The sequence below is a fragment of the Halorubrum sp. ASP1 genome, assembly GCF_005435135.1.
Classification (GTDB): domain Archaea; phylum Halobacteriota; class Halobacteria; order Halobacteriales; family Haloferacaceae; genus Halorubrum; species Halorubrum tropicale.
In genome coordinates this window covers 202904-226983 of sequence record NZ_SGUA01000005.1, presented here as the reverse complement: position 1 = coordinate 226983, position 24080 = coordinate 202904, and the positions used below count along the sequence as shown (strand labels likewise).

The following is a 24080-nucleotide window of genomic DNA, read 5'->3' as shown; positions in this document are numbered from 1 at the left end:
TTAATAACCGCCGGCGGACGGCGGTCGCCCGTCGCCCCGCCGCCGGTCGGCGCGACGCGCGAGCGACGGGGCTCGGTCGGCCCCCGGTCGATCGGCGCTCGATCAGTCGGCGGCCGCGATCGGTTCCTCCTCCTCGCCGAGCGCGGGTCGACCGACCCAGCGGTCGAACGCCAGCGGACCGGAGCCGAGCGTGAACACCGCCGAGGCCATGCCGAACAGCGCCACGTGCGCGAGGACCGGGTCGTCGGGCAGCCCGAACAGCGTCGTCGTGAACAGGGCGAACGAGAGGGCGGCCGCGCCGCGGGTGAAGAAACCCGCGATCAGCGCGAGGCCGACGGCGACCTCGGTCACGCCGGCGCCGACGACCCACAGCCCCGCGTCGACCGGCACGACCGACGTGAGGTCGTACTTCTCGACGACCTGAAGCGCGCTCCCCGGGTCGGCCAGCTTCTGGATCAGCCCGAGGTAGACGAACGAGACGCCCATCCCGACGCGCAGCACGGTCGGCACGTAGCGCCGCAGCGGTCCGGTCGCCTCGTCGAGGAACGACTTCAGGTGGTGAACGGGGTCGACCCGACCGTAGTACGACCCGGGCGTGCTCGCGACCTCCAGGAGCATGTCGTCGGCGCTCGGCCGCCCGCCGCCGAGGATCCCCAGCGCGACGAACACCGGGACGTACTCCACCGCGAGGACGACGAGCGGGTCGACCGCGACGAGCACCCACGCGTACGTCAGCAGGCCGACCGCGGCGGCGATCCGGGTCGCGAGCCCGAAGAGGAGGGCGAAGCCGAGCCCGATGAACAGGAGCCGGAGGAGCGGGCTCGCCGCGGGGTCGAACGACAGCGTCGGCGCGAACAGGTACCCCTGGAAGCCGGCGCCGACGAGGGGGAGCCCGACGGCGAGCCGCAGCATCCACGGGACGAGGTCGCCGTACCCGGCGAGCTTCTCCCGGAGGACGACGACGTCGACGATGGTCGGGCGCACCCGGAGGTACGCGGCCAGCCCGGCGACCGCGACGAGCCCGGACCCGGCGAAGAGGGCCGCGTTGAACGGGTCCGAGAGCACCTCGGCGACGAACGCCGCCGCGTCGAGCGGGTCGCCCGAGTCCTCGGTGACGTAGTCGACGTGGGCGGCGACCGGCCGCGCGACGAGCGTCGCGAGCAGTGCGACCGCGGCGGCAGCGACCGATCGGTGACGAACGGACATGCCCGCGTTACGGGCCGGACGCACCTAACGCTATTTCTTCACGAACGTTCGTCAAAGGGGCTGAGACGGTCGGTTCGTCCCCTCGGCGGCGGGCGTTACGGCGCCCGCGCGACGACGCCGAACGTCTCTGTCCGCGTCGCCGCCGAGGCGACCTCGAAGCCCGCGGCCTCCAGCGCGGCGACCGCGTCGGCGGCGGCGAACCGCTCGTCGACGGGCGGGCCCCGCTCGCCGTCGCCGTCGGCCGACCAGTCGAACGTCGCGACGACGCCGCCCGAGCGCACGACGCGCGCGAGCTCCGCAACCGCCGCGTCGCTCGCGAACTCGTGGTACGTCATCGTCGAGACGGCTCCGTCGAGTTCGCCGTCCGCGAACGGGAGATCCTCCACGTCGCTCGCGACGAGTTCGACGTTCTCCGGCGTCCCCTTCTCGCGGTACCGGTCGTGCATCTCGTGCTGGACGTCGACGCCGTAGACGGTCTCGACGTGCGGCGCCACGTCGTCCGTGTAGAAGCCGGTGCCGCTGCCGAGGTCGGCGACGACCGCGGCGTCGGCCTCGACCAGCGGCCCGACCAGCTCCTCCGCGGACACCCAGCGGTACCGCCCGGGGCGCTCCAGCTGGTCCGCCTGGTCGGCGTCGAACGTGTGGAATCCCATGCGCGGTCTTGTCCGCGGAGTACTAAAACGCGTCCGGTCGCGCGGTGCGGGGCCGCCGGCTTCCGCCGCGACTCACCACTCCGATTCCAGCGCGTCGAGGAGCCGGTCGACCTCCGTCTCCGTCGAGACCGCGTGGACCGACACCCGGACCCCGTTCGGGTGCGGGAGCGAGCGGACGACGACGTCCTCCTCGCCGAGCCGCTCGACGGTCGCATCGGGGTCGTCGACGTCGATCGTGACGAGCCCCGACTCGTAGGCTCGCGGGCTGAGGAGCCGGTCGTCGGGCACGCCCGTCTTCAGTCGGTCGGTGAGCGATTCGATCCGCGACTCGATCGCGTCGAGCCCGACCGCGTCGATCGCGTCGAGCGCCTCGACGAGGCCGACGTGGGCCGCCGCCGTGGTCGTCCCGATCTCGAACCGCCCCGCCGCCGGCTTGAACTCGATCTCGTCGCCGGTCGGGTCCGCGACGCTCCGGTAGCCGACGGCGCGGGGCGCGAGGTCGGTCGCCGCGTCGCGGTCGACGTAGAGGAACCCGGCGCCCCACGGGCCGAGCGTCCACTTGTGGCCGGCGGCCGCGACCGCGTCGGCGCCCCACTCGTGTACGTCCATGCGCATCTGCCCGGGCGACTGGACCGCGTCGACGAGGGTGAACGCGCCGGCGTCGTTCGCGACCTCGACGAGGTCGGCGACCGGGAGTCGGGTGCCGTGCGTCCACGTGATCGCGCTGAAGCAGACGAGGCGGGCGTCCGCGACGGCCGCGGCGTACTCGTCGCGGTCGAGGCGACCGTCCTCCGTCTCCAGGACGCGCACCTCGACGCCCTCGCGTTCGAGACGCCGCCACGGGAGGACGCCGGCGGGGTGTTCGAGGTCGGTCCGGACGACCACGTCGCCCGGCTCCCAGTCGATCGCGCCGGCGACGCGGTTGATCCCGTCGGTCGTGCTTTCGGTGAGCGCTATCTCTTCGGGGTCGGCGCCGACGAACGCGGCGATCCGTTCGCGCACCCGGTCGTACGTTTCGAACGCGCGCTCGTAGGGGTCGGTCGTCGCGGAGCCGTACTCGTGGTCCTCGACGAACGAGGCCGCCGCCTCGACGACGTACTCCGGGCTCGGGCCGTGCGCGCCGAAGTTGAAGTACGCCGCGTCGCCGAGGGCCGGGACGTCCGCGCGGAGCTCTCTGGGGGTCATACCGTCGTCGTCGAGTCGAATCGTTCTCATGGTGTCGGTTTCGGCGACTCGGGCCGCGGCGGATCGGCCGCCGACCGCGCCCCGGCTGCTTCGGCGTGCTGCGCGTTCGGGACGGCTCAGGCGGCGTGCTTCTCGATCGCGTCGGTCAGGGCCTGCTCGGACTGCGCGCCGACCATCCGGTCGACGAGTTCGCCGTCCGCGAACACGAGCAGGGTCGGGATGCCCTGGACCCCGTACTCGCCGGCCAACGCCTGGTGGACGTCGACGTCGACCTTCAGCACCGCCGCGTCGGTGTCCGCCGCGACCGCCTCGACGGCCGGTTCCATCATCTGACACGGGCCGCACCAGTCGGCGTAGAAGTCCACGAGGACGACATCGTTATCGGCGACGTGCGCCTCGAACGCGTCCGCGTCGGTCAGCTGGATCGGTTCCGCAGGGGCCGCTTCTGTCGAACTCATACCCACGCCTACGCGCCTCGACGTGATAATGGTTTTGGATAGAACTCACAATACTACGAGACACGACCCGCGTCGTCACTCCGGCCGGGTCGCGGTACGAGCCGGCCCGGCCGCTGTCGGAGCCGGAAACGACGCTGACCGGGCGACCGCCCGAACGCGGCGCGTCGGAGTGCTGAGAGAGACTGAGAAATGCCGGTCGGCGGCGACGCGGCACGCGCTTCGATTACTGGATGTGGCCTTCGCGGCGCAGCTGGTCGGCGTCCTCGTCCTCGTACCGCCACTCGACGTTCGCCTTCTCGTCCTGCCAGTCCCACGGCTCGGCGAGGACCACGTCGCCCTCGCTGATCCACGTGCGGTACTTCATGCGGCCGGGGATCCGACCGAGGCGCTCCACGCCGTCGGCGCAGCGCAGCTGAACGTGGTTGCCGCCGAGGTGTTCCGTCACCACGGCGAACACTTCGTCGTCGTTGGGCATGCGGAGGTTCCTCCGCCCGGATTCTTCGCTCATACCACCCGTAGTGCGCTCGCCCGTATAAGTGATGGGAGACGCGTGTGTACCCCCGTCATGCGGTCTGTTCACACGATTGCCGCGTCGCGGGCGGGGCCCTCACTCCGCGTCGGTGACCGCGGCCGAGCGGTCGTCGCCGGCGGCGGAGGCCTCCTCGCTCGGCGCGTCCTCGCCGGGCGCGCGGCCGCCGAACGCGGCGTCGACCTGCGCGAACGTCTCCGCCTGCGTCCCGGAGTTGTCGACGACCACGTGGTCGGTCGCGATCTCGTCGAACAGCTCCTTGAACCGGAGGTGGATGTCGAAGTCCGCGTCGCTGATCCCGTCGCGCCGCTCGATCCGTCGCTCGACGACGGCCTCGTCGCAGGCGACCTCGACCAGGTCGAACTCGGCGGCGGCCGCGGCGGCGGTCTCGCGGGCGTCCGCGCGGAACCGCGCGTCAGCGAACGTCGCGTCGAGGACGACGGCGTCGCCGGCGTCGACGTCGTCGCGGGCGCGCGAGAGGAGTTCGGCGTAGACGGCCGCGGTCTCCGCGTCGGTGTACTCGGGGTCGTCGAACAGCTCCTTGCGGATCACGTCGGTGCGGCGGATCCGGCCGTCGACGCGGTCGGCGACCCGCTCGGCGACGGTCGTCTTGCCGACGCCGGGGAGCCCGCAGACGACGACCAGCCGCCCGGACGGCGACCCGTCGTCGGTAACCGAAGCGGCCGCGGTCGACGCCTCCGAAGCGAGAGAATCGGACGCGTCACGCTTCGAAGTCGGCGATTCGCCCCGGTCCGGTCGTCGGCCGCCTCCGTCGCTCATCTACCCGTACCCTCCGGGGTGACGCTAAAGAAACTTCGCATCGCCCGCCCCCGCGAGCCCCGCCGCGCTCCGCTTCCGGTCCGTGCGGCGCGGCGCGCGCCGACCGCCCGAGCGGTCAGGCGTCCTCGTCGGACGGCGGCCGCTCCGAGAGCCGGTCGAACCGGTCCTGCGCCGCCTCCGAGCGCGCCTCCGTCCGCTCGGGATCGTAGGCGGCGGACTCGATGCGCTCGCCGTCGAGAGTCACCGAGAGGACGGCGTCGGCGCGTCGCCCGTCCGGCGGGAGCCGCGCGGCGTCCACCACCGCGTCTCCCACCTCCTCCCCGTCCCGCTCGAAGAACACGGTCGCGAGCCCGTCCTCGACGGCGTCGACGACCGCGGTGTACTCGCCGTCCGGGAGGTCGACGTCGCTCACTCGTAGCTCACCTCCAGCACGCGGTCCCCCTCGGCGTTCGAGAGTATCACGGTGTCGCCGGCGTTGTTCCAGACCGGCGACCCCGCCCCCCAGTATAGGTCCCTCTCTGTGTCCGCGCCGCTCCCGGTCCGCAGCGTGACCGTCTCCCCGGCGTCGAGCGCGAACCCCTCCGGGAACTCGTAGCTGTGGCCCGCCTCGTCCGCGACGGTCCACCCGGACAGGTCGATCGGCTCCCCGCCCGTGTTCTCGAAGACCACGTACTCGTCGTTGAGGTTCTCCCCGTCGGCGCCCTCGGCGTCCGCGTTGATCGCGGCGACCGCCAGCGCGTCCGCGCCGGTCGCCGTCCCGTCGTCCCCGTCGTCGCCCCCGGTCTCGCCGTCGGTCCCGCCCGCGACCGGGTCGCCACCGAGGCGAGCGCGCTCGACGACCTCGCCCCCCGCGCCGGGGTCGATCGGTTCGGCGTCGCGGAGCGCGAGCGGGCCGGTGGGGGCGTCGCGCTGCGTCCGCACGGAGACGCCGCTCCCGTCGCTCACGAGGACGACGTTCCCGTGCGTCGCGGTCCAGTACGTCGGGATCGACCGCTCCGCGAACCGCCGGAGCACCTCCTCGGTCGGGTGCCCGTACTGCGAGTCGTACGCGCTCGACACCACGACCGCCCGCGGCGCCACCGCGTCGACGAACGGGCCGCTCGACGAGCTCGACGAGCCGTGGTGGCCGGCCTTCAGCACGGTCGACCGCAACTCCGCGCCGTACGTGTCGATCAGGTACGCTTCCTGGTCGTCTTCGGCGTCGCCGGAGAGCAGGAAGCTCGTCTCGCCGTGCGTGAGCTTCAGCACGATGCTGTTCTCGTTGCGCGCTTCGCCTTCGAGGTACGGCTCGGGCGGCCCGAGTACGTCGACGTCGACCGCGCCGAACGAGATCGCGTCGCCCTCGCGCGTCTCGTACAGCGTCACGTCGTGTTCCTCGACGGTGTCGAGGTACTCCGCGTACGTCTGCGTGCTCGCGGCGATCCCGGGGTCGTAGACGGCTCCGATCCCCTCGGCTTCCGTCTCGTAGTACTCGATGATCGCCGCGTTGCCGCCGATGTGGTCCGCGTCGTTGTGCGAGGTGACGAGGTGGTCGATCCGCGTGACGTCGTGTCGCCGGAGGTACTCCAGCACGTACTCCCCGTCGTCGTTGTAATGTCCCGTGTCGACGAGCATCGTCTCGCCCCGCGGCCCGCGGATCAGCGTACTGACCGACTGTCCGACGTTGATGTAGTGGACCTCGACGGTCCCGTTCCCCGTCTCGGCCGCGGTCTCGTCGCCCGTGTCCGGCCCCGTCGGCGCCTGATCGCCGGGCGCCGCGCCGGCACAGCCCGCGAGGACGACGATCCCCACGACCAGGAGGACTTCGAGCGCACCCCCTGTTCGTTTCATATCTCCTTACTGCGCTACACAGGGAAAGAGGTACGTGTCCGGTACCGGTCCTGACCGGCCGGTCGACGGAGTCGGCGGTGCCGCCTTTCCGACAGTCTACTCGATCGACGGTTCGTGGATTTCATCGGTCGGTGGTCGATCAGCGGTCGGTCGGCGGTCACCCCAGCGGTGCCCGTCGCCATCTGAGAACACAGTAATCCGAGTTCCTTCGACGGCACACACGTCTCTCGCCGTCGTGCGGTTTTCGGGTATAAGGAAGTGGGTTGGGGCAGATTTGAACTGCCGGCCTCCTCCATGTCAAGGAGGTGTCATAACCGGACTAGACTACCAACCCGCAGGGGCTTGCTGACGCATCTCTTCGTTTCCGAGGGACGTAATTGAACCTTTCGTTTCCGCCCGCCCGCCGACGCGGATCCAAGCGCCCGATCAGGAGACGGCGCGGCGACGATTTCGGGTTCGGCCGGGGTCATCCGGCGTCGTCTCGGGCCGTCCGGGGTCGAGCCCCACCGACCTCGCGCGGCGACCTCTCGGCCGCCGGCGCGGTTCCGACCGGTTTTACCCGTTCGGCGAGAGTCCGTGGGTATGGTCGACCTTGCCGCCCGCACGGAGAGGCTCGACGCGTACCTCGCCGAGCGCGGGCTCGAAGCGGTCTGGTTCGCGCGCCCGAACGGGTTCGCGTGGCTCACCGGCGGCGACAACGTCGTCGACGACGACGCGACGACTGGCGTCGCGGCCGCCGGTTACGACGGCGAGCTCCGCGTAATCTCCGACAACATCGAGGCGGAGCGGCTCGCCGCGGAGGAGCTTCCGGACGCGTTCGCGGTCGAGTCGTTCCCGTGGCACGCCGACTCCCTCCCGGAGGCGGTCGCCGAGCGCTCCCCCGCGCCCGCGGCCGCCGACTTCGACGTGCCGGGCTTCGAGGCCGTCGACGGGAGCCGGCTCAGACAGCCCCTCACCGACGACGACGTCGAGCGGTACCGCGAGCTCGGCCGCGAGGTCGCGGCCGCCGTCGAGACGGTCTGCCGGAACCTCGAACCCGAGGACCCCGAGTACGAGGTCGCGGCCGGCATCGACATCTCGCTCGCCTCCCGCGACGTGGACACGCCGGTCGTCCTCGTCGGCGGCGCGGAGCGGGCGCAGTCGTTCCGCCACTACACGCCGACGGACGCGGCGCTCGGCGACTACGCGCTCGTGTCCGTCACCGCCGAACGCGCCGGCCTGTACGCCTCGATGACGCGAACCGTCGCCTTCGACGCCCCGGACCGGTTCGAGGAGCGCCACCGCGCCGCGGCGCGCGTCGCGGCGACCGCGGTCCGCGCTACCGAGGCCGCGGCGGCCGGTGCCCTCTCCGGAGGCGACGAGGCTCCCGACACCGCCGGCGACGTCTTCGGCGTCATCCGGGACGCGTACGACGCGGTCGGCTTCGGCGACGAGTGGGAGAACCACCACCAGGGCGGCGCGGCCGGCTTCGCGGGCCGGGAGTGGTTCGCGACGCCCGGCGGCGACGAGCCGGTCCGGTGGCCGATGGGCTACGCGTGGAACCCGACGGTTCAGGGGACGAAAAGCGAGGACACGCACCTCGTCGCGCCGGAGCTGACCGAGCGGCTCACGAAGACCGGTCGGTGGCCGACCCACGAGGTCGAGCCGGTCGACGTCGGAGGACTCGACGGCGAGCCCGTCGAACTGGCGGCGCCGGTCATCCGATAACGGCGCCTCCAGCGAGGCGCTGGCTCTGGGTATCCCGCTCCGGACCGGGGTGCGCGCCGCGGGTCAGTAGACGTACTCGCTCTCGTCGATGCCGACGTAGTCGCCCTTCACCCGGCGCTTGTTCCACTTGTAGCCGAGCATCAGCTTCAGCGACTCCCAGCCGGACCGGTACGGCTGCGAGAGGAGGTTCCCGCCGGCCTCGGCGGCGAGCATCGCGTCGGCCGCCCCGATGACGCGGTTCCAGTCGTCCGGGCCGTAGTCGCCGACCATGTCGGCCATCGTCACGTTGCGGACGACCTCGTCGCCGATCGCCTCCTTCCAGCGGCGGTTGTAGGCGGCCAGGTCGCCCTCGGCGGCGAGTTCGCCCGCGATGGCGCCGGTGCGGACCGCCACGTGGTCGCCGCCCTCGTGGAACGCCGAGGTCGTCCCCATCGCGCCGCCCGCGACCGCGATGCCGGCGTCTACGGGCGAGTCGATCGGTCGCGTCGACGAGATCGGGTACGTCTCCGTCCCGTTCCGCTTTCCCGCCTCCTCGACCAGCGGGAAGTCCTCCTCGACGTCGTACTCGTCGCCGTACTGCCACTCCAGGAGGCGGCGGACGTACTCGCCGCCCTGCGGGATCGACTCGTCGTCCTCGCGGAGGAGGGCGTACTCCGAGGCGTCCACCTCGTCGATGTCGAGGCCGATCGGCATCGTCAGGCCGACGCGGCAGACCCGGTCCGCGTTCGGGAAGATCCACGGGTACGCGGTCTCTCCGGGCATCACGCCCCACCAGAAGACGATGGCGTCGTTCACCTCCTCGAACACCTCCTCGGGGACGCGCCGGTACTCCTGGTAGGCGATGTGGTTCGCCGTGCGGGAGGCCAACCGCTCGGAGGCCTGCGCGTCCGCCGGCAGGTACTCGTCGAGGACGCGGTTCGTCACCGTCCGCTGCGGGCCGTCGGCGAGGACGACGAAGTCGGCGCCGACGCTCCCCCCGTCCGCGAGGTCGAGCACGTGGCGCGGGCCGTCGTCGACGGGCGCGACCGAGAGGTCGGTGTCGACCCCGCGGACCGAGGTGCCGACGCGGTACTCGGCGCCCGCGTCCTCGGCGCGGTCGCGGAGCCAGTCGTCGAAGCGGGCGCGCTGGAAGGTGTAGCCGAACATGTCGTACGAGGACTCGATACCGGTCGAGGTCAGCGTCGCCGCCTCGTCGGGCCCGCGGAACTCCGCGCGGCTCAGCTCGCGCTGAACGACCCCGTCGTCGAACTCGTCGGGGTGGATCCCCATGATGTCCACCCAGTAGTCCAGGATGCCGGCCGCGTCGGTCGAGTCCGGACCGAGACGGTCGCGGTCGGCCCGTGGGACCCCCTTCTCGATGACCAGGGCGTCCGCGCCGCCGGTCGCGGCCGCGTGCGCCGCGGACGACCCGGCCGGCCCACCGCCCACGATCGCGACGTCTACGCGTTCCATACACCGAGAGGTTCCCGTCCGGCTATTAAATTCACGGTCCCCGGCGCGGCGCGAACCGGCTCGCCGTTCCTGCGCGGCCGCGCGGCGCCGTCCCCCCTCCGCCGACGCCGGTGACCGATTGATCATGTTCGATTATCGGTAGTAAGAGCGCCGGAGAGACACGTTTTTACGGGGGACGGGGATTCATCCGGCACACAAATGGCACGCGAGACGTGGGCGACGCGAGCGGGCTTCATCCTCGCCGCGGTCGGCAGCGCGGTCGGGTTGGGGAACGTCTGGCGGTTCCCGTTCATCACCGGCCAGTACGGCGGATCGTCGTTTCTGATCACCTACTTGGCGTTCGTCGCGCTGATCGGGTTCCCGGCGATCCTCGTGGAGTTCGTCATCGGGCGCCGGACCGACCGGAACCCGGTCGGCGCGCTGCGGGAACTCGGCAGCGGCGTCTGGGGGTCCGCCGGGTGGCTGTTCGTCGTCACCGGGTTCATCATCCTCTCGTACTACAGCGTCGTCGCCGGCTGGTTCCTGCGCTACACGCTCATCGGGATCACCGAGGGGTACACGCTGACCGACCCGGCCGAGGCCGAGGCGCTGTACCAGACGGTCTCGACGGGGCTCGACACGCTCGTCTTCCACGCCCTGTTCATGCTGCTCGTCGTCGGCATCATCGCCGCCGGCGTCAGGCGCGGGATCGAACTGAGCGTGAAGGTGATGATCCCCGCCATCCTCGTGCTCCTCGTCGGCCTGGCCGGATACGGGTTCACGCTCGACGGCGCGAGCGCGGCGTACGCCTACTACCTCTCGCCGGACTTCGGCACGATCGCCGCGAACTGGACGGAGATACTCCCCGCCGCGGCCGGACAGGCGTTCTTCACGCTCTCGCTCGGGATGGGCGTGATGATCACCTACGCCTCCTACCTCGGCGAGGACCGGAACCTCGCTGCCGACGCCGGGATCATCGCGACGATCGACACGCTCGTCGCCGTCCTCGTCGGCTTCGTCGTCTTCCCCGTCCTCTTCACGGTCGGGATCGAACCGGGCTCCGGCGGACCCGGCGCGATCTTCGTCAGTCTCACGGCCGCGTTCGCCGGGATCCCCGGCGGCCGGATCCTCGGGATCGTCTTCTTCGGCATGGTCGGGATCGCCGCGCTCTCGTCGGCGATCAGCATCCTCGAAGTGCTCGTCTCCTACCTCATCGACGAGGTCGGCGTCGCCCGCGTCCCGGCGTCGGCCGCGCTGGGCGCCGCGGTGTTCCTGCTCGGCGTTCCGGTGACGGTCGACTCGATCTTCCTCGGCCTGTACGACGGGCTCGCGTACGGCATCCTGCTTGTCCTCGGATCGCTGCTGCTCGCGCTGTTCGTCGGCTGGGTCGTGCCCGGCGTCGGTCGCGAGGAGCTCCGGAAGGGGATGGGCGACGCCGCCGGCTTCGACGGCGCGTGGATCTGGGTCGTTCGACTCCCCCTCGTCTTCGTCATCTTCGTCTCGTTAGTCCTCGGCGTCACCGACTACGTCGGCTTCCTCACCGGCGGCTTCGCCGACTGGCTGGCCGCGCGGTAACCGCGGGTCGCGGGGGTGTCGCCTTCCCGCCTTAGACGTGTTCCTCGCGCGGCTGGACCACGACGAAGCCGTCGGCGCCGTCGAAGCGCATCTGGTAGCGCTCGCCCGACTCCTGGCCGATCATGTCCGAGAGGCTCCGGTTGACCTCCACGTCCGGCGACGTGCCGCCCCACGCGACCGTCGCGCTCGGGTCGGTCGCCACCGGCGGTTCCAAGACGATCGGATCGCCGTGCGTCGTGATCGCGACGTAGCCCGGGCCTTCGAGGTAGACGTTGCTGAAGCCGCCGGCGAGCGCGCCGGCGAGGCTGTCGATGGTGTTGATCTCGTAGGAGAGCGACTCCTCGAACGCGAGCACGTCCTCGCCGTTGACCGTGATCGACTCGCCGGCGCCGAGTTCGATCACCTGGACCTTCTTGCCGTCGTCCGCGAAGTAGACGTGGCCCTGCCCCTCGACGGCCATGATCGGCGTCCCCTCGCCGGTGGCGGCCTCCTTGAGGAAGCCGGTGATGCCGCCCTCCGCGGAGGCCTTCCCGGTGAACGACACGTCGCCGGTGAACGCCACCATCGAGCCGGCCTTCGCCATGACGGTGCCGTCGACGTCGACGTCTAAGGTGTAGCTGTTCTCGCGCTGGAAGGGTTCCGCGCTGTCCGTCGGTGCGTTCGCGGCGGTGAATTCGTCTAGGTTCATGGTACGGGGACCGAACCGCAGCGGTTCGGCTGTACGGGAATTCCGCGCTATCGGTTAAGAAGGTATGGGGCGGCGTGCGAGCGCCTCGCACGGGGCGCCCGCGACGCGCCCGGGCTCAGTACACGACCAGCGCGAGGTAGAGCTGTCCGATCCCCGCGACGACCATCACGGCGCCGGCGATCCGCTTCAGCAGGCCGGCGTGGGCCATCACCCGGTTCGCGTTGCTGACGAGGCCGACGCCGGTCGCGACGGTCGTCGCGGCCATCAGGACCGCGACGGTGCCGGCGTAGATGCCTACGAGCAGTACCGCCGTCTCCAGCGGGAGCGCGATGGCGCGGGCGACGACGCTGAGGAACACCGGCGCCACGCAGCCCGCGCCGGCGAGCGCGTACCCCGCGCCGAACACGCCGAATCCGAGTACGCTCGACCGCCGCTCCGGCAGCGGCACCGACACCGACGGCGCGCGCCCGGCGACCACGAGCAGGCCGAAAGCGATCAGTAGCGCTCCGACGAGCGTCTCGAACACGGTGATGTTCGACAGCGTCGAGTAGCCGACTCGGACAGTCGCGCCGGCGAGCAACGCGAACGTCGCGAGCACGCCGACGGCGGCAGCGATACCTCGAACTCCCGCCCCGACGACGGACGCGGAGTCGGCGTCGACGGAGTTCACGTAGAAGCCGACGTACCCGGGTAAGAGCGGGTACGCGCACGGCGAAAAGAACGTTGTTACGCCCGCAGCCACGGCCAGCGGGACGTTCGTCGCGAGCGAGATGTCGGTCATGAGTCGGGTCGCCGCGTCATCCGTCGAGCGCCCGCTCGATGCCCGCGACGAACTCGTCGGCGGTGTGCGTCCCGGAGGTCGCCCACCGGACCCGTCCCGAGGCGTCGATGGCGCGGGCACTGGGATACCTCCCGACGTCGAGCCGCGCCGCGAGTTCGGCTGAGACGTCGGCGGCGACGAGCCAGTCACCGTCGTGTTTACGCCACCAATCCACCACCTTGTCCTCGCTAATCCTCTCGCCGACGGGCTCCGTCGTCACGGAGACGAACAGCACCTCGTCGCCGATCCGATCGTGGGCCGCCGCGAGGGCCGGCATCTGCTCGGCGCAGGGGGGACACCACGTCCCGAAGAAGTCGACGAACGTCGGCCGGCCGGGCGCGGGAAGCGTCACCTCACCGCCTCGGCTCCCGGGCGCGTCGACCGTGTCGAGCGTCACCGGCTCGATCGGCTCTGGAGCGTCGCCGCCCCCGAGTGCGTCCGGGACCCCGCCGGTCGCGACGACCCCGGCCCCGCCGAGCGCCCCGGCGCTCGCGAGCCCCGCCAGCAGGTGTCGTCGCCTCACGCCGTGACCACCCGCCGGAAGTCGTCGACGATCCGTTCCACGTCGGTCGCGGGGCCGCGCGGGTACGCGCGCTCGACGATCCCACGCTTGTTGACGAGGAGGATGAGCCCGTAGTGCGGGAACGTGTACTCCAAGCTCTCGTAGTCGTTGTCGAACGCCTTCTCGATCTTGAGCCCGAACTCCTCGTCGAACAGCTCCTGGCCGCGCTCGTACGTCTCCGGGCGGAGGAAGTGCCAGTTGCCGGCGTCGAGGTCGACCCCGCGCTGGTCCGCGTACTCCCGGAGGACCTCGGCGGTGTCGCGCTCGGGGTCGAACGTGGTGGGGAGGAACGCCGCCTCGTCTTCGAACCCCTCCTCGGCGGCGACCTCCTGCGCGCGCCGAAGGCGGAGGATGAGGGCCGGACAGACGCCGTCGGGGCAGTTGGTGTAGAACATCGTCCACAGGAACGCGCGCTCGCCCTCGAACTGCGCCGTCGATATCTCCTCGCCCGTGATCGGGTCGGGAACGGTGAATTCGGGCATCTCGTCGCCTTGGATCGGGTGGACCGGGTCTCCCCGAGTCTGCTCCGGCGGGCCGAGGATCGTCCCCTCGGGACCGGACTCACCGAGGACGCCGGCACAGCCGGCCGTGGCGGTCGTCCCAGCGACGGCGCCGGAGGCGGCGAGCGAGCGGAGGAAGTTGCGGCGGTCCATGTCGTTGCCCGACCTACGTGGTCGCTCGTAAATGAACCCCGCGCCTGGTGGCGCGCGATGAACACGACCGATATCGCCCGGAAAGCGGTCCCAGCCGCCGTGAACGGCCGCTCCGGTGCGATCAGACCGGTGGACAAACGTCCGGAACCCCCGTGGTACCGTGACCCTCGCAAGGGTTATCCCCCAACCGGCTGTACGTTTATTCGCAATGGCAAACGGTAAGGTTGATTTCTTCAACGACACTGGCGGCTACGGTTTCATCTCGACTGACGACGGCGACCTCGACGACGACGAAGACGTGTTCTTCCACATGGAAGACGTCGGCGGCCCGGACCTCGAGGAGGGGCAGGAAGTGGAGTTCGACATCGAGTCGTCCCCCAAGGGACCCCGCGCGACGAACCTCGTCCGCAACTAACCCTTCACACCGCGGACGACGCGTCCGCACGAACCACCGGATTTCGGCCGTCGCTCGACGCGATCGGCGCCGTCTCCGTTTCTCTCACACGTATCACGCCTCCGCGAGCGGCGGCTGATCGCTGCCGCGCGACGGCCGGCCCCCGCGGAGCGACGCGATCGACCGTTTAAATACGAGCGCGGGCCAAGTCGGGCCCAGTGAGCGATCCGATCCCGACCGGCTGCCGGCCGGTCGACGAGCTGTTGGGCGGCGGCTTCGAGCGCGGCGTCGTCACGCAGGTGTACGGCCCGCCGGCCGCGGGGAAGACGAACCTCGCGCTCGCCGCGGCGGTCGAGGTCGCGGCCGGCGGCGACCGAGCCCTCTACGTCGACACCGAGGGGCTCTCCATCGACCGGTTCGAGCAGATGGCCGCCGGCCGGCTCGACCGGGGCGACGGCGACGAGGACCTCGAAGCGCTCGCCGCGCGGCTGGTCATCTCGGAGGCGTACGACTTCGACGACCAGCGCGAGGCGGTCCGCGACGCCGAGGAGCTCGCCGAGGAGGTCGAGCTGATCGTGTTAGACTCCGCGACGGGCTTCTACCGGCTGGAGCGCGCCGGCGACACTCAGGGCGGCGAGTCGCTCCGGAAGGTCGCAAAGCAGGTGACCCATCTCCTCTCTCTCGCCCGGCGTCACGATGTCGCCGTGGTGATCACGAACCAGGTGTTCACCGACCCGGAGGGGGACCGGGACCGCGCGCTCGGCGGCAACACCCTCAACCACTGGACCGGCGCGATCCTCCGCGTCGACCGGTTCCGCGGCGGGAACCGCCGCGTGACCCTCGAAAAGCACCGGTCGAAGCCCGCGGGCGACACCGCGACCTTCCGCATCGTCGGCGACGGGCTCGCGGAGGGCGCGGACGGGTAGCCGACGCGGCGAACGGCCGCGGAAGGCGGAGAAGAAGAGGGCGGTCGGTGGACCGGACGGCGGCCTACCGGCTCACAGCTCGCCGAGCTTCCGGAGGAGCTGGCCGCGGTACTCCTCGTCGGCGTTGACGCCCTTGATCTCTAAGACGTTCCGCTCTAGCTTGTCGAGCGCGACGTGGAAGGCGTGCTCGGCGCCGTACCCCTCGCCGGAGCCGCCGACCTGCCCCTCGTTGGTGCGGAGGCGGATCTGACACTGGATCAGGGGCGTGCCGCGGAGCTTCTCCTTGTGCGCGTGGAGCCGGACGTGCGCGTGGATGACCTGCATCTCCGCGTACTTGTCCGCGACCTGCTCGATGGACTCGACGATGTGTTCGCGGGAGGTCCCCTCCAGCAGGTCGACGTTCGTGATCTGGACGTCCATCGAGTCCTGCTCGGTGAACGTGAGCGCGCGCAGCACGTCGGTCTTCGTCACCATCCCGGCGACGGTGTCGGCGCCCTCGGGGGTGACGACCAGCCCGGAGACGTCGTTGTCGAACATGCGCTGGACGACCGTCTGCGCGGTCTCGTCGTTCGCCGCCGTGACGACGGGGTTCGACATGATGTCGTAGACCGGGATGTCGAGCATCCGGTCGATGTCGCCGGCGCGGTCGCCGCTGCCCTGCCGCTCCTGGTCGCGGACGACGAACTCCACGATGTCGTTCGTGGTGACGACGCCGACGAGGTCACCCTCGTCGTCGAGGACCGGGAGCCGGGAGACGCCGTTCTCTCGGAGGCGGTTGATCGCGCGGCCGACGCTCTCCGTCTCGCCGATGCCGATCACGTCCTCGGTGGCGATCTGGGCGACGGTGATCGCGTCGAGGCTGTCGATGACGGCCTCGAGGATCTGGTCGACGGTGACGATCCCGTAGAGCTTCTCCCCTTCGTAGACGGGCGCGATCTTCACGTCGCCCTCGACGAGGAGCCGAGCGGTCTCGCGTACGTCCTCGTGTCGGTCGACGGAGGGCGCGGGCTTCATCACCGCCGACACCTTCGTGTCGTCCTCCATGCGCGACCGCACCAGCTGTTTCTCGCCGACGACGCCGGCGTACTCGCCGTCCTCGACGACGACGATCCCCTTGGGGTTCTCTCGCTCGAAGATAGAACGGACCTTGGCGAGCCGCTCGTCGACGTCGACCTCCACGTATTCCGCGACCGCGATATCAGAGATGTTCATAGTCCACTTCGAGGGTTCGACGGGCCGGGTATTGAAAGTGCGGGAGTCGTCGCGCACGCCGACACGTCTCGCCCGTTCGCCGGAATCCGCCTGAAGGTATTTGCGTGTCGCCGACCAAGTCGTTGCGTGAAAATCTCGACCGCCCTGATCGCCGCCGGCGTCGCGCTGATCGTGATCCCGCTGCCGGTTCCGATCCCCTCCGTCGGCGTGATCGCCGGCGCGCTCGCGGTGCTGGGCGGGCTCTTCCTCCGCCTCTTCGGCGTGTGAGGCGCCGTCCACCCGGCGTGTGAAAGCTTTTTGCCCGTTACCCCCGCACGGGGATGCGTGTACGACGCCGTCGTCCTCGACAACGACGGGGTGTTGGTCGGACGGACGCCGTTCGACACGCTCCGCGAGGCCGCGTGGGACGCGTTCGTGAGCCTCGGCGTCGAGGATCCCGACCTCTCGCACGTCGACGACGTGGCCGTCGGCGTCGACCCCGCGACCCTGACCGACATCTGCGAGCGGTACGGGGTCGACCCGACGGAGTTCTGGCGGGTCAGGGACGAGACCGCCGCCGCGGCGCAGATCGACGCGGCCCGGAAGGGGCAGAAGACGCCGTACGACGACGTGGACGCGCTCCGCGCGCTCGACGCCTCGCTCGGCGTCGTCTCCTCGAACCAGCAGGAGACCGTCGACGCCCTCCTCGACCACTTCGGGCTGGCGGGCCACTTCGAAGTCGCGTACGGCCGCGAGCCCTCGGTGGCCAGCCTCTCGCGCAAGAAGCCCTCTCCCTACTACCTCGAACGCGCCCTCGAGGACATGGGCGCCGAGACGGCGCTGTTCGTCGGCGACAACGAGTCCGACGTGCGCGCGGCCGACAACGCGGGGATCGACTCCGCGTTCCTCCGCCGCCCGCACCGCCGGTCGACGGAGCTCGCCTGCCACCCGACCTACGAGATAGACGACCTCCACGACCTCGTCAGCATCTGCGGCCGCGCGCCGACCGACGGTCCGGCCTGACCGCCGGCCCTCGCGGACGACGCCGACCGACCGGGGCCCGACCGCAATCCTGAACTACGCGCCCGACGAGTCAGAGCCGTGTCCGCGCCCTCCGCACGCGTCGGGTCGCGCCGACGCACCGACCGAGACGCACTCGACGACGCGACCGCCCGCTACCGCCGCGCCGAGCGCGCGGTCAGTTGGACGCTCGCGCTGCTCGCCGCCGGCGCCGTCCTCGCGGCCGTCACCGCGCTCTCTCTCTGGCCCGGGGTGGCGGTCGCCGGCCTCCTCTTGCTCGCGCTCCGCGCGCCCGCGTTCCGGCGGCGCGGCACCGCGCGGCTCCGGACGGACGCCCCGCCCGCGACGGTCGTGCGCGAGTTCGCGTCCGGGAAACCGCCGATCCTCGCGTTCCAGTGGGCCGTCGCCGACGAGGTGCGCGAGGTCGACGACGGCCCGACCGACTCCGCCGACGGAGACGCGTCCGGAACGGCCGCGACGTACGAGTTCTCGTACCTCTTGGGGCTCAAGACGGTCGAGCTCGACCTCTCCGTCGACGCGAGCGACGGGGACGCGCTCGGCGGCGCGGTCGACGCGGGCGAGTCCGAGCGCCGCCCGGTCGCGACGGTCGAAATCGAGGGGACTGCCGGCGGGAAGCCGTGGGCGTCGTACGCGGTCGCGGTCCGCGAGGCGGCCGACGGCGGGAGCGTGGTCGACGTCGAACTGCGGCCGACGCGGCGGTTCGACCTCCGCCGCCTCCCGCAGGGACGGGTCGCGGAGCGGTACTACGCCGACGTGCTCGCCGCGCAGGGATACGAGGTCGTCGAGCGGTCGGTGTCGATGACGCGGTGACTCACGCGACCGGTTCGGCCTTCGGCGCGTCGACGACGGTCCGGGAGACGCCCTCCGCGTCGGCCGCGCCGCGGACCTCGATCCCGCGCAGTCGGAAGGCCAGCGCCGCGTCGTTCCGGGCCGCTGGCGACCGGGGGCGAAGGACGGTCTCGCCCTCGTCGCCGTCGTCGTCGCGGACGACGACCACGTCGCCGTCCCTGAACGCGACGTACTGGACATCGCGGGTCGACACCTCGACGCGGGCGTTCTGGAGCGCCGTGACGCCGGTCCCGGCGAGCGCCGTCGCGAGCGCGAACCCGGCCACCTCGATCCCCTCCCCGGACCCGGCGGCCAGCTCGATCAGGGCCCCGAGGAGGGCGATCGCGCCCGCGACGGCCGACCAGCCAACCTCGCGTCCGACGGGCGGCGCTCGGCCGCTCGCGAGGCGCCTGACGGTCGTCTCGGCCACGCGAGCGAGCCCCTTCCGAACACGGATCTCGTCGGGGGCGACCTCGACTCGTCCCACGGTCGTCGCGAACGACCACGTCCCGGTCCGGGTCACGCGGCGCGGGGATCGATCGGCGCTCGTTCGACGGGCGGCGCGGACGGAGCGGGTCCGGCGCGGGGGCCACGCGGAGGGCGGACTGACATCGTCACCCCGGGCTACAAGCGCCGCCCACCTAAGTGATCCCGTGGCCTCCGGCGCCGCGTCGGATTGCGGTCGCCGACGTGACGGGAGGCTTTTGTCCGCGTCGCCCGGACGCCGGCGCATGGACCTCCCGCCGGTCGGCCTCGGAACGATGGGGATCGACGACCCGGACGCGGTCGCGACCGCGCTCTCGGTCGGCTACCGCCACCTCGACACCGCTCGGATCTACGACAACGAGGCCGTCGTCGGCGACGGGCTCGCCGCGGGGCTGACCGCCGTCGACCTCGATCGCGGCGAGGTGACCGTCGCGACGAAGCTGTGGATCGACAACCTCGAGGGCGAGGCGGTCGCGCCCGCGGCCCGCGAGAGCGCGGAGCGACTGGGGGTCGACGCGATCGACCTGCTGTACGTCCACCGACCGCGCGGCGACTACGATCCCGAGACGACGCTGCCGGCGCTCGACCGACTGGTCGAGGAGGGCCTCGTGCGGAACGTCGGCGTCTCGAACTTCGAGCTCGCGGACCTCGACCGCGCGGTCGAGGTCCTCGGCCGCCCGCCCGCCGCCCACCAGACCGAGCTCCATCCGCTGTTCTACCGTCCGGAGCTGCTCGACCACGCCCGCGAGCACGGCTACCCCGTCGTCGCCTACTCGCCGCTCGCCGGCGGGCGGGTGCGCGAGGTCGACGCCGTAACCGAGGTCGCGGACGCGCACGGGACGACGCCCGAGGCGGTCGCGATCGCGTGGGCCGCCGCCAAGGAACCGGTCGTGACGATCCCGAAGGCGTCGAGCGAGGCGCATCTCCGGGCGAACCTCGCCGCGGCCGACCTCGACCTCACCGACGCGGAGGTCGCCGCGATCGACGCCGTCGAGCGCGAGGAGGAGCTGTTCCCCGAATAGTCGATCCATAAATTCGGATCAGATCTGATTCAAATCGGGCTAGATACGCACGATCCCGGTTCACTTTTACCTCGGGACCGCCGACGGTCGCGTATGACCGAGATCATCGACGGCGAGTCGGTCGCGGCCGACGTGCGCGGCGCGGTCGCCGACGAGGTGACGCGGCTCTCCGACGCCGGGGTCGAGCCGGGGCTCGCCACGGTGCTGATGAGCGACGACCCGGCCAGCGAGACGTACGTCTCGATGAAACAGCGCGACTGCGAGGAGGTCGGCATCGAGAGCTTCCACGTCGAGATCGACGCCGACGCCCCCGCGAGCGAGCTGTACGAGACGATCGACGACCTCAACGACCGCGACGACGTCCACGGGATCTTGGTCCAGCTCCCGCTCCCGGACCACGTGGACAAGCGGACGGTCCTCCGACGGATCGACCCGGAGAAGGACGTGGACGGCTTCCACCCGGAGAACGTCGGCCGCCTCGTCGCGGGCGACGCCCGGTTCAAGCCCTGCACCCCCCACGGCGTCCAGAAGCTGCTCGACGCCTACGACGTGGAGACGGAGGGCGCCGACGCCGTCGTCGTCGGCCGCTCCGACATCGTCGGCAAGCCGATGGCGAACCTGCTGATCCAGAAGTCGCCGACCGGCAACGCGACGACCACGGTCTGCCACTCCCGCACCGAGGACTTGGAGGGAAAGCTGGCGGGGGCCGACATCGTCGTCGCGGCCGCCGGGCTCCCCGAGTTCGTCGACGGCTCGATGCTCAAGGAGGGCGCGACCGTGATCGACGTGGGCATAAACCGGGTCGACGCGGACACCGAGAAGGGGTACGAACTCGTCGGCGACGTTGACTACGAGTCGGCCAGCGAGGTGGCGGGGGCGATCACCCCGGTACCCGGCGGCGTGGGACCGATGACGCGCGCGATGCTCCTCTACAACACGGTGAAGGCGGCCGGGCTCCGGCGCGATGTCGACGTGAACTTACCGTAGCGCTCGCCGCTCAGTCGTCGTCGGCCGCGGCGGCGCGGTTCCGGATCTCGATCCGGCCCTCGATCTCGGGGTCGATCCCCCGCTCGCGGGCGTAGTCGGCCAGCACCTCGTACTGGATGTCCGCCTCGTCGATCCGGTGGCGCTGGGCGAGCGTCGGGTACTCGTGTTCCGAGTGGAGCAGGTACTCGGAGACGGCGACCGTGTAGCGGGCGTCGGGGTCGATCGGCTCACCGCCGACGGTGGCCTCCAAGATCAGTTCGGCGTCGTCGTCCCAGACGACCCGGGCGTTCGAGACGTGGCCGTGCCACCAGTCGTCCTCGCCGAAGTCCACGTCGGGCGCGGCCATCTCGCGGAACACGTCGCCGAGCTCCGCGCCCGTGACCGAGGCGAGCGCGACGGGCTCCTCGAACGGGATCAGACTGATCAGGTCCGCCTTCGTCACGCCGCCAGTCCACGGGTCGCCCTGGCGGAGCCCGCCGGCGTTCGACAGGCCAACGTCGGCGTCGTGGACCCAGCGGAACGCGTCCGCGACGAAGTTGCCGACGCGGCACTCCCCGCCGTGGACCACGTCGCCCGTCCGCTCGATCGGCTTCTCTACCGTGTCGACGACCTCGCCGAGGTCGGCCGCGGCCATCCGCTCCGCGAGCGCGGTTTCGAGGCCGGGCGCGGGGTCGGCCCCGTCCGGTTCGTGGAGCGTCGCGGTCGGGGGGTCGGCGTCGAGGTCGATCTCGGCCACCGTCTCCCCGTTGACGCCGGGCCGGACGAGCAGCGTGTCGTCGACGACCTCGTTCCGGCGACTGTGGACGTGGCCGCCGAGGACCGCGTCGACGTCGAGCCCGCGGGCGAGGTCGTCGTCGCCCGCGCCGAGGTGCGAGAGGACGACGACGCGATCGAGGGGGTCGGCGCCGGCGGCCGCGCCCCTCTCGCTCGCCGGCGCCCCCCGGTCCCGGCGCTCGGCGACCGCGGTCCGCATCTCCGCGAGCGCGTCGCGCGCCGCGGCGACGGGGTCGTCGAACGAGAGGTCGGCGGCCATCGGGTTCAGCGAGTCCGTCGCGGGGTCGGTGACGCCGACGAACCCCACCGTCTCGCCGTCGACCTCGCGCGTCGCCCACGGGACGACGCCCTCGGCGCGCCCGAACGGCTCGCCGTCCTCGTCGCGGACGTTCGCGGAGACGAACGTCGCCGGCGAGTCGGCGACGAGGTCGCGGAGCGGGTCGGGCCCGTAGTCGAACTCGTGGTTGCCGAACGTGTCGAGGACGGTGTCGGTCGCCTCGTAGAAGTCGAGGACCTGCCTGCCGGTCGCGACCAGCGAGAGGACGCCCGGCGCGGTCGTGTCGCCGGTGGCGACGACCGCGGCGTCGGGCCCCGAGAGCGCGCGGATCCGGCCGGCCAGGCGGGCCGCCCGCTCGGGGGCGTCGAAGACGTTCTCGATGTCGGAGTAGTGAACGAGGCGGACCATTCGATGTGGGACGGGAGGGGCGAGCGGGGCTTAAAAATCGCGGAGTCGGCCGGCGCCCGCGCGGTCGGGCCGGGGGCGGCTCGCGCGCCGTCCGTTCCCCCGCCCGCGGTTTCGCCCCGTGATCCCCGCTCGCACACGCGCAGGACATTGAAAGCGCTTTTATGGATGTCCGGACTACGACGGGGCACAGCCTCTGTGGGGTCGATGATGTGCCGTTCCGTTAGGGACCGACCACGGGACGGACACGCGAGCCTACACGGAGGATAGGTGAACAACATATGCCCGTTTACGTAGACTACGACACCCCGGCGGACCTCGCGGAGCGATCCCTCGAAGCGCTCGAGGTCGCCCGAGACACCGGCACCGTGAAGAAAGGAACCAACGAGACCACCAAGGCCGTCGAGCGCGGCAACGCCGACCTGGTCATCGTCGCGGAGGACGTCTCCCCCGAGGAGATCGTGATGCACCTCCCCGAGCTCGCCGAGGAGAAGGGGATCCCCGTCGCCTTCGTCGACACCCAGGACGAGGTCGGACAGGCTGCCGGCCTCGAGGTCGGCTCGGCCGCCGCCGCTGTCGTCGACGCCGGCGACGCCGACGACGACGTCGAGGACATCGGCGAGAAGGTCGCGGAGCTCCGATAACCTCCCATGAGCGCAGAAGAGGGCACCGGCGACTCGACGACCGCGGAGGTCATCGAGGTCGTCGGCAAGACCGGGATGCACGGCGAGGCCATGCAGGTCAAGTGCCGCATCCAGGAGGGATCGAACCAGGGCCGGATCATCACCCGGAACGTCCTGGGTCCCGTCCGTCTGGGCGACGTGCTCCAGCTGCGGGAGACCCAGCGCGACGCCGACTCCATCGGAGGCCGATAACCAATGGTCGAGACACGCACCTGCGATTACAGCGGTGAGGAGATCGAGCCCGGCACGGGCACGATGTTCGTCAAGAAGGACGGCACCGTCCTCCACTTCGTCGACTCGAAGGCGGAGAAGAACTACTTCCTCGGCCGCGAGGCGCGCGACGTCGAGTGGACCGAGGAGGGCCACCGAGCCGGAGGCGACGAGCAGTGAGCCACCACGACGAGCGCACGTTCGTAATGGTGAAGCCCGACGGCGTCCAGCGCGGCCTCATCGGCGAGATCGTCTCTCGCTTCGAGGAGCGCGGGCTCAAGCTCGTCGGCGGCAAGTTCGTTCAGCTCGACGAGGAGCTCGCGAAGGAGCACTACGGCGAGCACGAGGATAAGCCGTTCTTCGACGGCCTCGTCGAGTTCATCACCTCCGGCCCCGTCTTCGCGATGGTGTGGGAGGGCGCGGACGCGACCCGACAGGTCCGCGCGATGGTCGGCGAGACCGACCCGACCGAGTCCGCCCCGGGCACGATCCGCGGCGACTTCGGCTTAGACCTCGGCCACAACGTGATCCACGCGTCGGACCACGAGGACGAGGGCGCCAACGAGCGCGAGATCGACCTGTTCTTCGACGACGAGGAACTCGTCGACTACGACCTTGACACCTCGGCGTGGGTGTACGAGGAAGAGGACCACTGACGCCGCTCGCGGATTTCGCTTTTCGCCGCCGCCCCGCCTCCGGAGAGCCATCGCTCGCTCGACACACCGCGTTTCCGGTGAATTCTCCCGGAGAGTTCCGCTCTGTCGTCCGGTTTCTCCCGA

General features: G+C 71.1%; 29 protein-coding genes and 1 tRNA gene. 13 read left to right on the top strand and 17 right to left on the bottom strand.

The genetic code is table 11. From position 1 onward, the window contains the following. Positions 1 to 102: 102 nt before the first annotated feature. The 9 genes from EXE48_RS09850 to EXE48_RS09810 all read right to left on the bottom strand — a co-directional run bounded on the left by EXE48_RS09850 (position 103) and on the right by EXE48_RS09810 (position 6975). Positions 103 to 1206 (bottom strand): DoxX family protein, encoded by a 1104-nt coding sequence (locus EXE48_RS09850; RefSeq protein ID WP_053771018.1) that lies wholly within the window; start codon positions 1204 to 1206, stop codon positions 103 to 105. Positions 1207 to 1301: 95 nt separating this feature from the next. Beyond that, positions 1302 to 1859 carry a class I SAM-dependent methyltransferase gene (locus EXE48_RS09845; protein ID WP_137711318.1) on the bottom strand — a complete coding sequence of 186 codons (558 nt, stop codon included), beginning with the start codon at positions 1857 to 1859 and terminating at the stop codon, positions 1302 to 1304. 72 nt (positions 1860 to 1931) lie between these two features. Next, the gene (locus tag EXE48_RS09840; RefSeq protein WP_137711317.1) at positions 1932 to 3074 is read right to left on the bottom strand and encodes an aminotransferase class V-fold PLP-dependent enzyme; all 1143 of its coding nucleotides are present in this window, start codon (positions 3072 to 3074) and stop codon (positions 1932 to 1934) included. Between the two features lie 86 nt (positions 3075 to 3160). After that, positions 3161 to 3502 carry a thioredoxin gene (gene trxA / locus EXE48_RS09835; RefSeq protein ID WP_053771021.1) on the bottom strand — a complete coding sequence of 114 codons (342 nt, stop codon included), beginning with the start codon at positions 3500 to 3502 and terminating at the stop codon, positions 3161 to 3163. Between the two features lie 223 nt (positions 3503 to 3725). Beyond that, positions 3726 to 4010 carry a translation initiation factor eIF-1A gene (locus EXE48_RS09830; RefSeq protein WP_137711316.1) on the bottom strand — a complete coding sequence of 95 codons (285 nt, stop codon included), beginning with the start codon at positions 4008 to 4010 and terminating at the stop codon, positions 3726 to 3728. A gap of 99 nt (positions 4011 to 4109) precedes the next feature. Continuing rightward, complete coding sequence (locus EXE48_RS09825; RefSeq protein WP_121599740.1) at positions 4110 to 4811, bottom strand: P-loop nucleotide/nucleoside kinase family protein; 702 nt, start codon at positions 4809 to 4811, stop codon at positions 4110 to 4112. A gap of 115 nt (positions 4812 to 4926) precedes the next feature. After that, entirely contained in the window at positions 4927 to 5223 is a 297-nt protein-coding gene (locus EXE48_RS09820; protein WP_121599739.1) for a DUF3006 family protein, read from the bottom strand. Beyond that, positions 5220 to 6641, bottom strand: coding sequence for a lamin tail domain-containing protein (locus EXE48_RS09815; protein ID WP_199236368.1), 1422 nt, complete (start codon positions 6639 to 6641; stop codon positions 5220 to 5222). The genes EXE48_RS09820 and EXE48_RS09815 overlap by 4 nt, the downstream gene beginning before the upstream one ends. A gap of 259 nt (positions 6642 to 6900) precedes the next feature. Then, positions 6901 to 6975, bottom strand: a tRNA-Val gene (locus EXE48_RS09810). 248 nt (positions 6976 to 7223) lie between these two features. Between EXE48_RS09810 and EXE48_RS09805 the strand changes: the two genes are divergently transcribed. Next, positions 7224 to 8348: a M24 family metallopeptidase gene (locus EXE48_RS09805; protein ID WP_137711315.1), complete on the top strand. Its 1125-nt coding sequence runs from the start codon at positions 7224 to 7226 to the stop codon at positions 8346 to 8348. A 63-nt stretch (positions 8349 to 8411) separates the two neighbouring features. Here EXE48_RS09805 and EXE48_RS09800 read toward each other — a convergent pair whose 3' ends face one another. Next, positions 8412 to 9800 (bottom strand): NAD(P)/FAD-dependent oxidoreductase, encoded by a 1389-nt coding sequence (locus tag EXE48_RS09800; protein WP_137711314.1) that lies wholly within the window; start codon positions 9798 to 9800, stop codon positions 8412 to 8414. 198 nt (positions 9801 to 9998) lie between these two features. Here EXE48_RS09800 and EXE48_RS09795 point away from each other — a divergent pair, with 198 nt between their 5' ends. After that, entirely contained in the window at positions 9999 to 11354 is a 1356-nt protein-coding gene (locus EXE48_RS09795; protein ID WP_121599736.1) for a sodium-dependent transporter, read from the top strand. A gap of 31 nt (positions 11355 to 11385) precedes the next feature. Here the strand turns inward: EXE48_RS09795 and EXE48_RS09790 are convergent, their stop codons facing one another. The 4 genes from EXE48_RS09790 to EXE48_RS09775 form a co-directional block, all read right to left on the bottom strand. Further along, a complete protein-coding gene (locus tag EXE48_RS09790; protein ID WP_053771027.1) occupies positions 11386 to 12042 on the bottom strand; it encodes an AIM24 family protein in 657 nt (218 codons plus the stop codon). Positions 12043 to 12157: 115 nt separating this feature from the next. Then, positions 12158 to 12823: a cytochrome c biogenesis protein CcdA gene (locus EXE48_RS09785; RefSeq protein ID WP_053771028.1), complete on the bottom strand. Its 666-nt coding sequence runs from the start codon at positions 12821 to 12823 to the stop codon at positions 12158 to 12160. A gap of 16 nt (positions 12824 to 12839) precedes the next feature. Further along, positions 12840 to 13385 carry a TlpA family protein disulfide reductase gene (locus EXE48_RS09780; RefSeq protein ID WP_053771029.1) on the bottom strand — a complete coding sequence of 182 codons (546 nt, stop codon included), beginning with the start codon at positions 13383 to 13385 and terminating at the stop codon, positions 12840 to 12842. After that, on the bottom strand, positions 13382 to 14077 hold the full coding sequence (locus EXE48_RS09775; protein WP_053771030.1) for an SCO family protein: 696 nt from the start codon (positions 14075 to 14077) through the stop codon (positions 13382 to 13384). The genes EXE48_RS09780 and EXE48_RS09775 overlap by 4 nt, the downstream gene beginning before the upstream one ends. Before the next feature lie 208 nt (positions 14078 to 14285). Here EXE48_RS09775 and EXE48_RS09770 point away from each other — a divergent pair, with 208 nt between their 5' ends. After that, positions 14286 to 14492, top strand: a complete 207-nt coding sequence (locus EXE48_RS09770; protein ID WP_004595330.1) for a cold-shock protein — start codon at positions 14286 to 14288, stop codon at positions 14490 to 14492. 197 nt (positions 14493 to 14689) lie between these two features. After that, a complete protein-coding gene (radB, locus tag EXE48_RS09765; protein ID WP_121599732.1) occupies positions 14690 to 15397 on the top strand; it encodes a DNA repair and recombination protein RadB in 708 nt (235 codons plus the stop codon). A gap of 72 nt (positions 15398 to 15469) precedes the next feature. Here the strand turns inward: radB and EXE48_RS09760 are convergent, their stop codons facing one another. Then, positions 15470 to 16609, bottom strand: a complete 1140-nt coding sequence (locus EXE48_RS09760) for a CBS domain-containing protein (RefSeq protein WP_053771032.1) — start codon at positions 16607 to 16609, stop codon at positions 15470 to 15472. A gap of 126 nt (positions 16610 to 16735) precedes the next feature. Between EXE48_RS09760 and EXE48_RS18770 the strand changes: the two genes are divergently transcribed. The 3 genes from EXE48_RS18770 to EXE48_RS09750 all read left to right on the top strand — a co-directional run bounded on the left by EXE48_RS18770 (position 16736) and on the right by EXE48_RS09750 (position 18439). Next, on the top strand, positions 16736 to 16876 hold the full coding sequence (locus EXE48_RS18770; RefSeq protein ID WP_199236367.1) for a hypothetical protein: 141 nt from the start codon (positions 16736 to 16738) through the stop codon (positions 16874 to 16876). Positions 16877 to 16933: 57 nt separating this feature from the next. After that, positions 16934 to 17611, top strand: coding sequence for an HAD family hydrolase (locus EXE48_RS09755; RefSeq protein WP_053771033.1), 678 nt, complete (start codon positions 16934 to 16936; stop codon positions 17609 to 17611). Positions 17612 to 17689: 78 nt separating this feature from the next. After that, positions 17690 to 18439, top strand: coding sequence for a hypothetical protein (locus EXE48_RS09750; RefSeq protein ID WP_053771034.1), 750 nt, complete (start codon positions 17690 to 17692; stop codon positions 18437 to 18439). Position 18440: 1 nt separating this feature from the next. On the opposite strand, the gene EXE48_RS09745 is transcribed toward EXE48_RS09750, so the two are convergent. Further along, on the bottom strand, positions 18441 to 18980 hold the full coding sequence (locus EXE48_RS09745; protein WP_137711313.1) for a hypothetical protein: 540 nt from the start codon (positions 18978 to 18980) through the stop codon (positions 18441 to 18443). A 208-nt stretch (positions 18981 to 19188) separates the two neighbouring features. Here EXE48_RS09745 and EXE48_RS09740 point away from each other — a divergent pair, with 208 nt between their 5' ends. Together EXE48_RS09740 and EXE48_RS09735 are read left to right on the top strand one after the other, a co-directional pair. Further along, positions 19189 to 19965, top strand: coding sequence for an aldo/keto reductase (locus EXE48_RS09740; RefSeq protein ID WP_137711312.1), 777 nt, complete (start codon positions 19189 to 19191; stop codon positions 19963 to 19965). A gap of 93 nt (positions 19966 to 20058) precedes the next feature. Further along, positions 20059 to 20952, top strand: a complete 894-nt coding sequence (locus tag EXE48_RS09735) for a bifunctional methylenetetrahydrofolate dehydrogenase/methenyltetrahydrofolate cyclohydrolase (RefSeq protein WP_053771037.1) — start codon at positions 20059 to 20061, stop codon at positions 20950 to 20952. 10 nt (positions 20953 to 20962) lie between these two features. Here EXE48_RS09735 and EXE48_RS09730 read toward each other — a convergent pair whose 3' ends face one another. Then, entirely contained in the window at positions 20963 to 22411 is a 1449-nt protein-coding gene (locus tag EXE48_RS09730) for a bifunctional metallophosphatase/5'-nucleotidase (RefSeq protein WP_053771038.1), read from the bottom strand. Between the two features lie 278 nt (positions 22412 to 22689). Here EXE48_RS09730 and rpl7ae point away from each other — a divergent pair, with 278 nt between their 5' ends. Genes rpl7ae through ndk form a run of 4 tightly spaced genes read left to right on the top strand, consistent with a single transcriptional unit; the run spans position 22690 to position 23957 of the window. Further along, on the top strand, positions 22690 to 23052 hold the full coding sequence (gene rpl7ae, locus EXE48_RS09725) for a 50S ribosomal protein L7Ae (RefSeq protein ID WP_006112392.1): 363 nt from the start codon (positions 22690 to 22692) through the stop codon (positions 23050 to 23052). Between the two features lie 6 nt (positions 23053 to 23058). Next, positions 23059 to 23283, top strand: coding sequence for a 30S ribosomal protein S28e (locus EXE48_RS09720; protein WP_004595321.1), 225 nt, complete (start codon positions 23059 to 23061; stop codon positions 23281 to 23283). Between the two features lie 3 nt (positions 23284 to 23286). Then, on the top strand, positions 23287 to 23481 hold the full coding sequence (locus EXE48_RS09715; RefSeq protein ID WP_004595320.1) for a 50S ribosomal protein L24e: 195 nt from the start codon (positions 23287 to 23289) through the stop codon (positions 23479 to 23481). Continuing rightward, a complete protein-coding gene (ndk, locus tag EXE48_RS09710; RefSeq protein WP_053771039.1) occupies positions 23478 to 23957 on the top strand; it encodes a nucleoside-diphosphate kinase in 480 nt (159 codons plus the stop codon). The genes EXE48_RS09715 and ndk overlap by 4 nt, the downstream gene beginning before the upstream one ends. Positions 23958 to 24080: the final 123 nt, after the last annotated feature.

Excerpts from the sequence above, each read along its gene's own strand:
- EXE48_RS09850 (WP_053771018.1), bottom strand. The coding sequence starts at position 1,206 with ATGTCCGTTCGTCACCGATCGGTCGCTGCCGCCGCGGTCGCACTGCTC.
- EXE48_RS09845 (WP_137711318.1), bottom strand. The coding sequence starts at position 1,859 with ATGGGATTCCACACGTTCGACGCCGACCAGGCGGACCAGCTGGAGCGC.
- EXE48_RS09840 (WP_137711317.1), bottom strand. The coding sequence starts at position 3,074 with ATGAGAACGATTCGACTCGACGACGACGGTATGACCCCCAGAGAGCTC.
- trxA (WP_053771021.1), bottom strand. The coding sequence starts at position 3,502 with ATGAGTTCGACAGAAGCGGCCCCTGCGGAACCGATCCAGCTGACCGAC.
- EXE48_RS09830 (WP_137711316.1), bottom strand. The coding sequence starts at position 4,010 with ATGAGCGAAGAATCCGGGCGGAGGAACCTCCGCATGCCCAACGACGAC.
- EXE48_RS09825 (WP_121599740.1), bottom strand. The coding sequence starts at position 4,811 with ATGAGCGACGGAGGCGGCCGACGACCGGACCGGGGCGAATCGCCGACT.
- EXE48_RS09815 (WP_199236368.1), bottom strand. The coding sequence starts at position 6,641 with ATGAAACGAACAGGGGGTGCGCTCGAAGTCCTCCTGGTCGTGGGGATC.
- EXE48_RS09805 (WP_137711315.1), top strand. The coding sequence starts at position 7,224 with ATGGTCGACCTTGCCGCCCGCACGGAGAGGCTCGACGCGTACCTCGCC.
- EXE48_RS09800 (WP_137711314.1), bottom strand. The coding sequence starts at position 9,800 with ATGGAACGCGTAGACGTCGCGATCGTGGGCGGTGGGCCGGCCGGGTCG.
- EXE48_RS09795 (WP_121599736.1), top strand. The coding sequence starts at position 9,999 with ATGGCACGCGAGACGTGGGCGACGCGAGCGGGCTTCATCCTCGCCGCG.
- EXE48_RS09790 (WP_053771027.1), bottom strand. The coding sequence starts at position 12,042 with ATGAACCTAGACGAATTCACCGCCGCGAACGCACCGACGGACAGCGCG.
- EXE48_RS09785 (WP_053771028.1), bottom strand. The coding sequence starts at position 12,823 with ATGACCGACATCTCGCTCGCGACGAACGTCCCGCTGGCCGTGGCTGCG.
- EXE48_RS09775 (WP_053771030.1), bottom strand. The coding sequence starts at position 14,077 with ATGGACCGCCGCAACTTCCTCCGCTCGCTCGCCGCCTCCGGCGCCGTC.
- EXE48_RS09770 (WP_004595330.1), top strand. The coding sequence starts at position 14,286 with ATGGCAAACGGTAAGGTTGATTTCTTCAACGACACTGGCGGCTACGGT.
- EXE48_RS09760 (WP_053771032.1), bottom strand. The coding sequence starts at position 16,609 with ATGAACATCTCTGATATCGCGGTCGCGGAATACGTGGAGGTCGACGTC.
- EXE48_RS09740 (WP_137711312.1), top strand. The coding sequence starts at position 19,189 with ATGGACCTCCCGCCGGTCGGCCTCGGAACGATGGGGATCGACGACCCG.
- EXE48_RS09735 (WP_053771037.1), top strand. The coding sequence starts at position 20,059 with ATGACCGAGATCATCGACGGCGAGTCGGTCGCGGCCGACGTGCGCGGC.
- EXE48_RS09730 (WP_053771038.1), bottom strand. The coding sequence starts at position 22,411 with ATGGTCCGCCTCGTTCACTACTCCGACATCGAGAACGTCTTCGACGCC.
- rpl7ae (WP_006112392.1), top strand. The coding sequence starts at position 22,690 with ATGCCCGTTTACGTAGACTACGACACCCCGGCGGACCTCGCGGAGCGA.
- EXE48_RS09720 (WP_004595321.1), top strand. The coding sequence starts at position 23,059 with ATGAGCGCAGAAGAGGGCACCGGCGACTCGACGACCGCGGAGGTCATC.
- EXE48_RS09715 (WP_004595320.1), top strand. The coding sequence starts at position 23,287 with ATGGTCGAGACACGCACCTGCGATTACAGCGGTGAGGAGATCGAGCCC.